The sequence below is a fragment of the Marinococcus sp. LNHM3E3-2.2 genome (assembly GCF_056034385.1).
In genome coordinates, this window is the sequence record NZ_JBQLIC010000002.1 from 443,576 (window position 1) to 457,497 (window position 13,922).

Below are 13,922 nucleotides of genomic sequence, written 5' to 3' on the forward strand. Positions count from 1 at the left end.
ATTGCAGATCGGAGGCGGTGCCTCATGAAAAAATCAATATCTATTGGAATATCTATGCTGGTAATAGCAGGGCTGGCAGGGTGCAGTGGTGAAAACCCGAGCGCCGAAGAAAAAAAGACGCTCACCTGGTACACGACAGCAGGTTATTCACCTGAAGCCCCATCAGCCGCAACTTCAGATTATATTTCAGGAAATGTACAGTCGTTTGAAAAAGAGCATCCGGATATGGATATACAAATAAGTCTTCAATCGAGCAATATCGATGAAGCGATGGCCAGGCTGCTTGAACAGGCAAACACCGGACGGGCCCCGGACATGGCTGCGATTGACGGCTATATGCTGGACCGTTATAAGGAGTATCTGCAGCCTTTGGATGAACTAATGGAGGAGCGCGGCATCGATCCGGATGATTACCTTCCATTTGCGGAAAAGGTGTTACGGGGCGATGACGGGAAGATTTATGGCCTGTATATGAGCACGGATACGAGAATGCTTTACTATAACAAAGAAGTAATTGAGGAGCCGCCGTCGACATGGGATGAAGTGATTGAAGTCTCCAATGAAGTACAAAAAGAAGGCTATGAAGGGCTTGTTCTTCCGCTGGGAATCGGGGAAGGCACGTCGGTGACGTCATTATGGCCGTTATTCTGGTCGCAGGGCGGCGAGCTGGTGGACGAGGAAGGGAACCCGACGTTTGGCGAAGGTAAGAACCGAGAAGCAATGATCCGTACGTTTGAGACGCTCGACCGTGCCCAGGAAGAAGGAGCGGTTTCCAAACGCATGGCAAGCTCGGGACAGGAAAATGATGCAAACGGCGAGGTTGCTGCCGGCGATACGGCCATGTTCCTTGGCGGAAGCTGGCAGGCGGCTACGATAGAAGAGATACTTGGTGACGACTTTGAGAACTGGGAAGTAGCTTCACTCCCGACAATTGAAGAAGATGATCCGACCGTGTCAAGCGCCGGCGGCTGGGCGTGGGGGATCTTTACAGAAGACCCCGAAAAGAAGGAAGCCGCCTTTGATTTCCTTATGGATTCCTTTATCAGCGAAGAAGGAATGGGCGAATTCACCTCGATTCAAGGGTCGCTTCCGGCCCGGCAGTCGGTCTATGAAGCCGATTCCTACAATCCTGGCGCTTTCAATGACGAGTTTCTGACATCTCTGGAAACAGAAGCTGAAGCCCGTCCAGGATCTTCAAAATACAATGAAATTTCGGTACAGCTGCAAACGGCTATTTCCCAGGTAATATCCGGAAGTAAGGAGCCGGAGCAGGCGGTCGATGATGCATGGGAGATTGTCACCTTTGGAGAAGGCGGTGAGAGTGAATGAGCACATACGACAAAGCGATTCCCCCTCAGCAAACGGAAAAAAAGCGGAGACCGAGAAGGACCATGTGGGATACACCGTACCCTTGGCTAGTCCCTCTCTTGTTAGTGCTGGCTGCAGTGTTTCTTTATCCGATTCTCCAAATAGTGCGGCTGAGCTTCACTGATGCAAATATGATTCAGGTGGGGTACGACTATACGTTGGAATCATATCTTCGAATGTTCACGCTTCCAGGTTTTCTGCCAATGATCGGCACGACGGCGTTCTTTGTATTTTTCAGTGTGGTTTTTCAACTATTTGCCGGATTTATCGTCGCGCTTCTCATTGTCCAGGGGGAGAAAATGAATTTGAGAGGGACGGTGGTCGTGCGTACGTCCGTGCTGGTAGCCTGGGCAATTCCAGGTGTCGTCATCGGGGTTATCTGGGGTATGCTGTATAACGAAACAGACGCAGGCATTATCAATTATGCTCTGAGTACCGTTGGCCTCGGACCCGTTTCCTTTCTTTCCGACCCCACCATGGCACTTTTGTCCGTGACGCTTGCGAATATATGGCGGGGGACAGCGTTCAGCATGATCTTAATGTATGCAGGTTTGAAAACGGTTTCGAAGGATGTACTCGAAGCGGCGGTCATCGACGGGGCAAATGCCCTGCAGCGGATGAAAAGTGTTATTCTCCCTGCGATCGCTCCTATTATTCTGGTCAACCTCATCATTATTTCGATCGATACCTTCAATACGTTTGATATGGTGATGGCGCTTACAGGCGGCGGGCCGGGTAATAGTACAGAGGTTATCGCTTTAAGTATTTACACCGCTATTTTCAGGGAGTTTAACCTTGGAGAAGGTGCTGCGACCGCAGTAGTGCTGTTGGTTGTGAACGTAGTGATGACGCTTGTGTACTTAAAGGTACTCGGCCGAAGGGGGGAAGAATAAATGATGGTAGGTGCGAAAAAACAGCGTTGGATAAGGATTGGGCTGTATACAAGCTATGTGCTTGTCGTACTCAGCTTTTTATTTCCGCTTCTCTGGGTGTTCTCCCTGTCCCTGCAGACGAGGTTTGAGGTGCTTCAGGTGCCTCCAAGCATTATCCCGACAAGCTTTGCGATCGGGAATTACCGGGAGGTGCTTGATACAGCTCCGGTGCTTCAGTATTTGTGGAATTCATTCCGGATTGTCGCTTCCACAGTCATATTAACACTACTCATCGCAGTGCCGGCGGCGTTTGCCTTATCAAGATACCGGATGAAATTTAAAAACCATCTTATGATAGCCATTTTAATGACACAAATGATCTCTGCGGTCGTGATCACAATACCTATTTACCGGCTGTTTGCAAGCTGGGGGCTGCTGAACCAGCTGTGGCTGGTCGTTCTCGTGTACGTTGCTGTGGTGCTTCCATTTACCACCTGGTTTTTGAAAAATTATATCGATACCGTGCCGGTTGATATGGATGAAGCAGCCATTATCGATGGATGCAATAAATGGCAGATGCTTAGCCGGGTTCTGTTTCCGGTCAGCCTGCCAGGGATTGTGTCGGTGGTTATTATTGTCGCTGTGCAGAGCTGGTCGCAGTTTGTCATTCCATTCATTTTGATCGATGATGCGTCGCTGTACCCGGTCTCGGTCGGCGTCGTAAATCTTCAGTCCACCCAGACACAGATTACGACCCACCTGCTTGCTGCAGGCAGCATCATGTCCATTATTCCAGTAGTCATTTTATTCGTCCTGCTGCAGCGCTACATTGTCGGAGCACTGACAAGCGGAGCTGTTAAAGGATAGCAGGGATTTATTTCAGAGAGGATGAGAATCATGTTTTGGACAGAAGAAAAATTGGCACAGCGGATAAGTGAATTAAAGCAGTACCGGTATACAGGAAAGCAGCCCATCGAACGCTTCGAAACGGTGGAGGAGGAAACGGGAGAAGAAATTATTCACTCCATGCCTAATCAGGAGCCAAAAGAAATGACTATTGGCGACCGCTGGGAAGGAAGAGACCGCTACCTGTGGCTGAAAACAGAAGTGGAGATTCCGGAAGAGTGGAGCCAGGAAAAAATTGTCGGTGTGTTCGACTTTGGCAAAACAGGCGGTGGTCATAATTCCGGGTTTGAATCCCTGCTGTATGTTAACGGGGAACCGATGCAGGCAGTGGACGGAAATCACAAGGAGGTATTTTTCCCTAACCGGCTTGCCGGACAAAAAATCACGCTGGAATTCCGGCTCTGGTCAGGCCTTGAAGGAATTAAAGGAAACCAGGAAATCCAGGAGCACCGTCTGCAGACTGCCTTTATTTCCTGCCTGAATGAACCGGCGGATGATCTGTATTACACAGCGGAAGCGGCTCTGGAAACGACGGCTGTGCTCGACGGACGGGATGCTAAACGGGCGCTGCTGCTGCAGGCGCTTGACCGGTCGTTTAAGCAGATCGACTGGCGTACCCCGGGAAGCAGTGAGTTTTATTCCTCCGTGAGACGAGCAAACGAACAGATGCACGAGGAGATGGGTTCCCTGCAGGAGGAACACCCGCTGACGGTAAGGGCCGTCGGCCATACCCATATTGATGTTGCCTGGCTCTGGCGTCTGAAGCACACAAGGGAAAAAGCGGGACGCTCCTTTTCCACCGTGCTGAAATTAATGGACCAGTATCCGGAATACCGGTTTCTGCAGACCCAGCCCCAGCTGTATGAGTATATAAAAAACGATTATCCGGAAATTTACGAACAGATTAAGCAGCGGATAGCCGAGGGCCGCTGGGAAGCCGGAGGGGCGATGTGGCTCGAAGCCGACTGTAATATTCCCTCCGGTGAATCCCTGAGCCGGCAGCTGCTGTACGGCCAGCGTTTTCTCGAACAGGAGCTGGGAGTGAAGCGGTGCCGGTATTTGTGGCTTCCGGACGTGTTCGGCTATTCATGGGCGCTGCCGCAGATATTGAAGCAGGCAGGCATTGATACATTTATTACAACCAAAATCAGCTGGAACCAGTACAACCGGATGCCGCATGACACCTTCACCTGGCGCGGGATCGACGGGACAGAGATTGCTGCGCATTTCATTACGACGCCGGATGGGTCGAATAAATATACCTACAATGGTGAAATTGAAGCCGAAAGCATTCAGGGCATCTGGGATCAGTACCGGGACCGCCCCTTTAATAATGAACTGCTTCTCTCCTACGGATATGGGGATGGAGGCGGAGGAGTGAACCGGGACATGCTGGAAAAAATCCGCCGGTTTGATGAAATGCCAGGGCTTCCGAATGTAAAAACAGGCAGGGTGGATGAGTATCTTGAGGGGCTTCATGAACGGATGGAACAAACCGATCAGTACGTCCACACATGGGACGGGGAGCTGTATCTGGAGTACCACCGGGGTACGTACACAAGCCAGGCGTACAATAAAAAAATGAACCGTACCGCCGAACAGCGTTACCGCCGGGCAGAATGGCTCGATACGCTTGCCTATCTTCAGAGCGGCTCATGGCGCAAAGAGCGACAGGAAAGGCTCCGGGAGGGATGGAAAATCATTCTGCGCAACCAGTTCCATGATATTATCCCCGGCTCCTCTATTAGAGAAGTGTACGAGGACAGTACGAAAGAATACGCGGAAGCGCTGGAGCTCGCGGCCAAAAATGAACAGGAAACAAAGGCGAAGCTTCTGAAAATTGACCCCGCCGGCGAGAAATTAACGGTATTTAATCCAGCCTCCCACTCACGCGGGGCAGTAATTCAGGTGCCGGACGCAGAGCACAGCTGGACCGACCATACAGGAAACCAGCTGCAGGTGCAGACAGAAGAATCCGGAGAGATGCTCGTCCATGTACCGGACCTGCCAGCACTGGGATATAAGGTCATCTATGCCAATGGAACTGCCCAGCAGAAGCAGGATACGCCGTTCCAATACGACAACCACCGGCTGGAGACCCCTTTTTATACGATTGATTTTAATGAACACGGGCAGTTGGTGAGTGTGTATGACAGGGAAGCCGGAAGGGAAACGCTTGCCGGGCCGGCGAATGTACTTGAAGTGTTTGAGGACAAACCGCTTGCATTTGATGCCTGGGATATTGATATCTTTTATAAGGAAAAACAGTACACCGTTTCTGAGCTGAAAAAAGCCGAGCTGGTAGAAAACGGTCCGCTTCGTGCAATAATAGCCCTGGAATGGAGCTATCAGTCTTCTATGGTCTATCAGAAGGTCATCGTGTACAGCCATTCGCGGAGAATTGACTTTGAAACGACGGTCGACTGGCACGAGCATCAGCAGCTGCTTAAAGCAGCGTTTCCGGTCCAGATCCGTGCCACCGAAGCGACCTACGACATTCAGTACGGCAATGTGAAGCGTCCGAACCATTGGAATACAAGCTGGGACATGGCGATGTTTGAGACGGTGGGACATCAATGGGCGGACCTTTCGGAGCGGGATTACGGTGTAAGCCTCCTCAATGACTGCAAGTACGGCTACGATATTAAATATAACGTTATGAAGCTGACGCTGTTAAAATCAGCGATAGAACCGGATCCGACCCAGGACCAGGGCGAGCACATTTTTACGTACAGCCTGTTTCCGCACCGAGGAGACTGGTTTGAAGGAGGCACTGTTCAGGAAGCCACGGAGCTGAATGTACCGGCAGACACTGCTCCCGGGAGCATGGAACTGGAGGAATACAGTTTTCTGCAGCCGGATTCGGCCAATATTACTGTGGATGCCGTCAAGCAGGCGGAGGATGATGACGGAATTATCGTTCGTCTGCATGAGCATGGAGGTATGCGAGGGGAAGTGACGTTTACAAGCGCCCATGATTTTTCCTCCTGCACGGAATGCAGTCTGCTCGAAGAACCGGAAAAAAAGCTCGCCGCCGGTTCCAGCCTGACGCTCGATTTTAAACCATATGAAATCAAAACGATTAAGCTTACTGTTTGATCAGCAAAAAATCACAGCCCGGAAGACTTCGGTTAACGAGGTCTTCCGGGCTTTTTTGTGTCTAATCGCCCGCAGGTCTTCTGCATAAAATTACAAAAATATGATAAGCTGTTGATATGGAATAAACGTAAAGGAGCAAATGATTATGATTGATTTGCATTCACATATACTCCCTGGTATTGACGACGGGGCCGGAACGATTCAGGACAGCATCGAAATGGCAAGAGCCGCGCAGTTAAACGGCATACATACTGTTGTTGCTACACCGCACCATAAAAACGGGGCCTGGGACAACAGCGGCCAGGACATTCCGCACCTGGTGGATTACGTAAACGAATCACTAAAAAGCGCCCGTATTGAAGTGAAGGTTCTGCCGGGTCAGGAGAACCGGATTAACGGTGAACTGGTCGATGATTTGAAAAAAGGGATCTCAATCGGTTTAAATCACAGCCGCTATGTGTTTGTCGAGTTCTCGAGCGCCCAGGTGCCAAGGTACGCCAAGCAGCTGATGTTTGAGCTGCAGGTAGAGGGCTATGTGCCGGTCATCGTACACCCTGAGCGGACGAAGGCGTTCCGCGAGCAGCCGGACCTTTTGCATGAGTTTGTGAAAAACGGGGCACTAACGCAGGTTACCGCCCACTGCTTTACCGGTAAAGTAAACAAGAGCATCAAACAGTTTGCCGAAGACATAGTAACCCATAATCTGACGCATATTGTGTCGACGGACGCTCATAACATTGATTTGCGCCCGTTTGACCTGCGGGAGGCCTATGATTACATTGATCATCACCTGGGCTCGGAATACGTGGATACCTTTTTGGAAAACGCCGAACGTATTGTTGAAAATAAAGACCCGCTGCTCGACGAGCCGTTAAAGATCAGGAATAAGAAAAAGTTTCTCGGTTTGTTTTAGTGAACTGTGAAAAATAAGAGAAGATTTAGAAGAAGCAGGCTTTCTTAGGGAACTGCTGGCAAAAGGAGAAGACAGATGCCGACTATAATTACAAGCGCAATTATTTCAATTGCAGTAGAAGCAGGACAGGAAATTATGGATGTTTATAAGCGGGATTTTACCGTCGAACATAAAGAAGACGATTCCCCGCTGACAGAAGCAGACAAGCGTGCACATAACGTAATCGCCAAAGGACTTCACGAAGCAGACCCGGAAACTCCGGTCATCAGTGAAGAAGGGAATACTGTGGATTATGAAAAGCGTAAAGATTGGGAATCGTTTTGGCTCGTGGACCCGCTGGACGGTACCAAGGAATTTGTGAAAAAAAATGATGAATTCACGGTTAATATCGCAAAAATTGAAAACAAATACCCAGTCATGGGCGTCATTTACGTTCCTGCGCAGGACGTACTTTACATCGGTGGGAAATCATTTGGAGCCTACAAGATTAACGATGTTACCTCCAAGCTGCCCCTCAGCGAAGAGCTGCTCCAGCAGCATGGAGAGAAGCTTTCATCTTCCAAACCTGAAGGAGAGGTGAACGTTGTAGCGAGCCGCTCGCACATGTCAGCAGAGACAGAAGCGTTCATTAATGAATTGAAAGAGACATACAGCAATGTGGATGTAGTGTCCGCTGGCAGTTCATTGAAGTTCTGTCTGATCGCAGAAGGAAAGGCTGATTTTTATCCGCGCTACGCTCCAACGATGGAGTGGGACACCGGCGCCGGCCAGGCAATCGTTGAAGCGGCCGGGGGAACGGTAGTAAGATACGAAGACAATGAAAGATTCTATTATAATAGAAAAGATCAGACCAACGGCTGGTTTATTGTAAAATCGTTTTAATCGTAATTCTGTTTTTAAACTATAAACTAATGAAAAGAGACTCCCGCAGCGGGTCTCTTTTGCTGTATAATCATTCCTATATGAATGGTAGGAAATAGAGGGGTACATATGACCATCGAAATGGGTGTTGTATTAATATTAATCGTGGGGATGCTATTAGCGTTGTTTTTTGAAATCGCACGGCCGGATATGATCGTTTTTACCGTTTTGGTCATTCTTTTGATCAGCGGTATCCTCACGACGGAACAGGCCCTGGTCGGTTTTTCCAACGAAGGAATGCTAACGGTTGCGCTTTTATTCATCGTCGCCGGAGCAGTGCAGAAGAGCGGGCTTGTGGAGCGGTTTATGACCAGCTGGCTGAAAAAAAGCCGTGGCCCGGTGTCATCGATGGTACGCACCTTTGTGCCAATATCCGGCATGTCAGCGTTTTTAAATAACACTCCGATTGTGGTGGCCTTCACCCCAATTATAAAAAAATGGTGTGAAGACCGCGGCTATGCGCCTTCCAAATTTTTAATCCCGCTATCGTATGCCACGATTATGGGTGGAACAATTACGCTGATCGGAACGTCAACCAATCTGGTGGTGCACGGGATGCTTCTGGATTACGATATGGTGGGGTTTAGCATGTTCCAGCTGGCGGTCGTCGGTCTGCCGCTGACGATTGTTGGTCTGATTTATCTGTTTACGGTCGGCTATCGGCTACTGCCGGCCTATGAAGGAACGCAGAAACGGATGGAGGATGAGGCGAAGGAATATTTGTGTGAAATGAAGGTTGAGCCGACGTTTCCATACGTACGGAAAACCGTTCAGGAAGCAGGGCTCCGGGACCTGCAGGGAATGTTTTTGATCGAAATTATCCGCCGGGATGAGCGCATATCGCCGGTAAGCTCCAATACAATTGTGCAGGCGGGGGATCGTCTGATTTTCACCGGGGTACTTGAGAAAATGGCCGACCTGCAGCGGACAGCGGGGCTTACGCTGAAAACGGGGACTGAGTTGACGCTGGATGACCTGCAGAATGGTTCGAACCAGCTGGTGGAGGCCGTCGTCTCCCATCAATCCTCGCTTCAGGCCAAAACAATTAAACAGGCGCAGTTTCGTTCGTCCTACGATGCAGGTGTAGTCGCAGTGCATCGTAACAACGAACGAATACAGAGTAAAATCGGAGATATTCGCCTTCGACCCGGGGATTCGCTTTTGTTGCTAGCCGGATCGGATTTTCTGCAGAAATACAAGCGCTCGAACGATTTTTATGTCGTTTCTGCCCTGGAGACCCCGGGCTCGATCAGGGAGAAGCCCGAGAAGGGCTGGTTCTCGCTCGGGGTACTGCTATCGATGATTGCGATTGTGACGATCGGATGGCTCAGCATGTTTCAGGCAATGGCGCTTGCGGTACTCATTTTCTTGGTGGCGCGTATTATTACACCCGAGGAAGCAAAGCGCTATGTGCAGTTTCAGGTGCTTCTGTTGATTGCAAGTGCCTTTGGGGTGGGGCAGGCAATGACTGAAACAGGACTCGCGGCCTGGATAGCAAAGGGGCTGCTTGCCTTCGGGGAGCCGCTTGGCATCATTGTCATTCTGTTTTTCATTTATGCCCTGACCAACCTGTTCACTGAGCTGATCACAAACAGTGCGGCGGCTGTGCTGATGATTCCGATCGGGATCAGTATTGCCGAAAGCCTGAATGCCAATCCGATGGGATTTGCCGTAACAATTGCGATCGCCGCTTCGGCGAGCTTTGTAACTCCGATCGGGTACCAGACGAACCTTATTGTGTACGGGCCTGGTGGCTACAAATTCTCCGACTATATTAAAGTTGGTCTTCCGCTCACGATTATTGCGATGGTGATGACTGTCGGCATTGTGAACACATTTTATTTTTAAAATAAATTAAATTATACGTTCTTTTATGGAAATTTTCGGATTTCGTCTTTACAATTTAGAGTATTTTCGTAATACTTAAGAATGGAATAATGAGCGGGGGGAGATCTGATGAAACGATCAATTGGATTATTTATCCTCGTCCTGATCACTGCTGTAGTGCTGATTGCAGGCTGGCTGTACTACCAGGACCGTATCGATAACGCTGGGGGAGCAGAGAGTGGCAGCGGTCAGCAGAACGGTGGCAGCGAAGCCTCCTCCGAGGGCGGTATCGATGCCGAAGGGCTCGATGCCGGTCTGCAGAACCAGCTTGAAGAAGCTGAACAGTCCGGAGAGGCACTGCGTATTGTAGTGGCAGGCTCCGACGCGGTGACGTCAGAAGGCGATAATAGCTTTCCGCAACAGCTGGGCGATCGGATCGAGGAGAACTGGAACGGGATTGACACGGAAGTAGAAACGATTACATATGATGACAGCACGTCGCTTGAAGTGCTGAATGAAGGCGGGACAGAGGAAATGGCCGGTGCCAATGCTGATTTGTTTATCTTTGTGCCATTTGCGGTGAGTGATAACGGCACGGTCAGCAGTGACGATACCATTTACGCCACCCGTGAAGTGACGGAAGCGGTGCAGGAAAACGACAGCGCGTACTATATCAGCGCTCCGCAGCCTTGGTACGAAGCGCAGTATTACTTAGAACAGCTCGACGCCGTGGAAGGCTATGCCGACGAGGCCGGGGTCACCTACCTGAACCACTGGAGTGCCTGGCCGGCGGTGGATGATGAAGAACTAATCGATTATGTTGGCGAGGATACACCAGTGCCAACCGAACAGGGACACGCGGCCTGGACGGACGGTATCTGGCAGCAGTGGACGGAGAACGGGTCATAAAAAGGTCCTGCTTTTTGGAAAAATGGACCCGGGTCTGCCTGAATATGCTATACTACGCCTATAATGAATAAAGCATCCGGCCGATATAATGAGTAATGGAAAGAAATCAAAAGGAGTGTGCGCGTTTGGCACGAAAAAGAAAGCAAGAGACGAACACGAATCAGCGAAAGCTCATCACCTGGCTGAACAGTAAATCCCCGGTATCCGAGCAGTACCGTACGATTCGTACGAATATTCAATATTCCTCTGTAGATAAAGAAATGCAGGCAATAGTGGTTACGTCGGCAGGCCCGGGGGAAGGAAAGTCCACCACGGTGGCAAACCTGGCGGTAACGATGGCTCAGCAGGAAAAGAAAGTGCTCCTTATCGATGCTGACCTGCGTAAGCCGACTGTGCACTATACGTTCCGCCGCATGAACACCCACGGGATGATTAACGCCCTGACAAATCACGGCGAGTACGCAGCATATGTGCAGGAAACCGAGGTGCCGAACCTCGATATTCTGCCGAGCGGGCCGATCCCGCCGAACCCGTCTGAGATTCTGGGCAGCCGTTCGATGGCACACCTCGTGGAGCTTGCCCGCGAACAGTACGACGTAATTTTGTTTGATGCCCCGCCGGTGTTGGCGGTGACGGACGTTCAGGTCATCTCCCGCCACTGCGACGGAAGCATTCTCGTAGTGAAAGCCGGAGAAACCGAAAACGATGCTGCCCGGAAAGCGAAGGACCTGCTTGAAGTGAGCGGTGTGCCGATTCTCGGCTGTATTCTGAACCAGAAAAAAGGCATGGATCAGAGCTATTACTATTATTACGGCGGATAAATATAATGAACCGGATTCTGAATTTCAGAATCCGGTTTGTTTTGTTTAACTCCCGTGATCCTCTTTAAAGTACCGACTTTCTGTTTCCTTTCTAAGACATCATCCATAGGTAAGCGACGATAATGTTGTTGCTAACAGAGTTTTTACTCAACACAACAATTATTATCGGAATTTGCTAATAATTAGATAAAATATAAGCTTGGAGATAAACCATGTTCACAATCAATAAACAAAGTCTTGACTGAATATCAGTCGAGGCTTTGTGTCACTTTAGCACCCGCATGAACGGCGGTAAATTATTTCTGCAGGTAGAGCCTGGTGTTCATCGAAAGCCGGATTTTCGATTTTGTGCAGAAGAGCATCAAATGAAGCACTGCCAATTTCTCTTGGTGGTTGGACAACGGTGGTGATGGGAGGATCAATGATAGGGGCCGAGGCAAAGTCGCCAAAACCAATCAAAGCGATATCATCTGGGATAGCTAAGGACAGTTCTTTTAAGCGGGAAATAACGCCGATTGTCATGAGGTCATTTTGAACAAATACGGCCGTAATCGCTGGATTTCGTCGCAGTAGATTGTCTACAGCTTTTGCTCCTCCGGCGACGGTGGCATGCCCAAGTTCCAAATAATCTTGTTCAAAAGGCAGATGTTGTACTTCCAAGGCTTTTCGGTACCCTTCGAGGCGATCATTTGTTGAAGACACTTCAGCCACCCCGTAAATAACACCAATAGAACGATGGCCGTGATCGAGAAAGTGGGAGGTCGCTTCGTACCCAGTTTGCACGTTATCCCCTGTTACACGTGGAAGGTGATCGACAGTTTTCGCGTACCGGTTAACAAGAACAATGGGAAATGTACTGTTATCAAATTCATTTAAGTAATCCAAATTTTTAGCTGCCGGGGAAAGAACAATCCCGTCCACCATTTTGGAATGAAGCAGATTGATCGTTTTCTGCTCGTAGTCTTCATCCTCATTCGTGTTTACGAGTAACAGGTTGTACCCGGCTTCGCGGGCGCGTTCTTCCACCCCATAAACCAATTCGGTAATAAACGTGTCCGGAAGACTGGATACTACTAAGGCAGCTGTTTTGGTGCTTTGCACGCGCAAATTTTTCGCAGTGGAATTCGGCACATAATTGTATTTTTGAATCAGGTCTAAGATTTTTTGCTGCGTCGGTTCCGAAATTTTTTTGGTTCCATTAATCACATGAGACACCGTTGCTGAAGAAACCTCTGCCTCCCTCGCAATGTCCTTCATCGTTACTTTCATGCCATTTCCTCCAAACTCTTTCTGTAAGCGTCCTCTTGTATACAAACTGTATCTTATCCATTTCCCTAAATCAAATTCAAAAAAGTTGTTGACTTATAAAGCGTTTGCATAGTAAGGTTTCTTTAAGTTAATCGATTAACCAAATTGACACTAAGAGGAGGATGACTATGTCGAATACGGCATCAGTATCTCAACAAACCATGGATTTAATTAAAGAAAAAGCCAAACTATCCCGTCTGGGCACAATTAGATTAATTTCCCTTGCGAAAAGCGGCCATTATGGTTCTTCATTTTCCAGTTCCGAAATTTTTTCGACCCTTTACTACCACGTGATGAACTACGATGTGAATAATCCGAAGTGGGAAGACCGGGACCGTTTCGTGATGGGGAAAGGACACTCGGCGGTAGGCATGTATCCAATTCTAGCCGACGTGGGATTTTTCCCGGAAGAAGAACTTGAAACATATACTCAACTGGGAAGTGCGTTTGGTGATCACCCGGATATGAACAAAATTAACGGCATTGATTTTAGTTCCGGATCGATCGGCCACGGGTTATCGGTTGGCGTCGGCATGTCTCTGGGCGCCCGCGTGGATAACAAAGATTACCGAACGTATATCTTGATGGGAGACGGCGAACTGCACGAAGGCCAGGTTTGGGAAGCAGCGATGAGTGCCGGAAATAAAAAGCTTGGAAACCTTGTTGCGATCGTTGACAACAACAAAGTGACGGTAGATGGCAATACGTCTGAGTTGATGAACGTGGAACCAATTAAAGATAAATGGGAAAGCTTTGGTTGGAATGTGGTCGAAGTAGACGGGCACGACGTGGAAGCCCTGGTAAACGTTTTTGACAATCTACCGGCGGCAGACTCGGATACACCAACCGCGATTATTTGCGACACCATAGCTGGCAAAGGCGTTTCATTCATGGAGCACGGCTACGAATGGCACGTAGCGAACCTCGGCGAAGGCGATATCACTCGCGCTATCCAAGAAATCGAAGGGAGCAATTAAG

Annotated in this window: 11 protein-coding genes; 10 read left to right on the forward strand and 1 reads right to left on the reverse strand. The window is 49.3% G+C overall.

The genetic code is table 11. The annotated features are described in order from the left end of the window. Window positions 1-24 precede the first annotated feature (24 nt). From ACTRXF_RS04790 to ACTRXF_RS04830, 9 genes are all read left to right on the forward strand, one after another. A complete protein-coding gene (locus ACTRXF_RS04790) occupies window positions 25-1,329 on the forward strand; it encodes an extracellular solute-binding protein (protein ID WP_474262290.1) in 1,305 nt (434 codons plus the stop codon). Beyond that, a complete protein-coding gene (locus ACTRXF_RS04795) occupies window positions 1,326-2,261 on the forward strand; it encodes a carbohydrate ABC transporter permease (protein WP_474278061.1) in 936 nt (311 codons plus the stop codon). The genes ACTRXF_RS04790 and ACTRXF_RS04795 overlap by 4 nt, the downstream gene beginning before the upstream one ends. Next, window positions 2,262-3,107: a carbohydrate ABC transporter permease gene (locus tag ACTRXF_RS04800; RefSeq protein WP_474278063.1), complete on the forward strand. Its 846-nt coding sequence runs from the start codon at window positions 2,262-2,264 to the stop codon at window positions 3,105-3,107. A 30-nt stretch (window positions 3,108-3,137) separates the two neighbouring features. Further along, complete coding sequence (locus ACTRXF_RS04805; RefSeq protein WP_474278065.1) at window positions 3,138-6,245, forward strand: alpha-mannosidase; 3,108 nt, start codon at window positions 3,138-3,140, stop codon at window positions 6,243-6,245. Between the two features lie 145 nt (window positions 6,246-6,390). Then, complete coding sequence (locus tag ACTRXF_RS04810; RefSeq protein WP_474278067.1) at window positions 6,391-7,158, forward strand: tyrosine-protein phosphatase; 768 nt, start codon at window positions 6,391-6,393, stop codon at window positions 7,156-7,158. 75 nt (window positions 7,159-7,233) lie between these two features. Continuing rightward, complete coding sequence (gene cysQ / locus ACTRXF_RS04815) at window positions 7,234-8,040, forward strand: 3'(2'),5'-bisphosphate nucleotidase CysQ (RefSeq protein WP_474278069.1); 807 nt, start codon at window positions 7,234-7,236, stop codon at window positions 8,038-8,040. A gap of 108 nt (window positions 8,041-8,148) precedes the next feature. After that, a complete protein-coding gene (locus tag ACTRXF_RS04820; protein ID WP_474278071.1) occupies window positions 8,149-9,927 on the forward strand; it encodes an SLC13 family permease in 1,779 nt (592 codons plus the stop codon). Window positions 9,928-10,035: 108 nt separating this feature from the next. Continuing rightward, a complete protein-coding gene (locus ACTRXF_RS04825) occupies window positions 10,036-10,815 on the forward strand; it encodes a hypothetical protein (RefSeq protein ID WP_474278073.1) in 780 nt (259 codons plus the stop codon). 125 nt (window positions 10,816-10,940) lie between these two features. Beyond that, window positions 10,941-11,636, forward strand: a complete 696-nt coding sequence (locus tag ACTRXF_RS04830; RefSeq protein ID WP_474278075.1) for a CpsD/CapB family tyrosine-protein kinase — start codon at window positions 10,941-10,943, stop codon at window positions 11,634-11,636. A 270-nt stretch (window positions 11,637-11,906) separates the two neighbouring features. On the opposite strand, the gene ACTRXF_RS04835 is transcribed toward ACTRXF_RS04830, so the two are convergent. After that, on the reverse strand, window positions 11,907-12,905 hold the full coding sequence (locus tag ACTRXF_RS04835) for a LacI family DNA-binding transcriptional regulator (RefSeq protein WP_474278077.1): 999 nt from the start codon (window positions 12,903-12,905) through the stop codon (window positions 11,907-11,909). Between the two features lie 167 nt (window positions 12,906-13,072). Between ACTRXF_RS04835 and ACTRXF_RS04840 the strand changes: the two genes are divergently transcribed. Beyond that, window positions 13,073-13,921, forward strand: a complete 849-nt coding sequence (locus ACTRXF_RS04840) for a transketolase (protein ID WP_474278079.1) — start codon at window positions 13,073-13,075, stop codon at window positions 13,919-13,921. Window position 13,922: the final 1 nt, after the last annotated feature.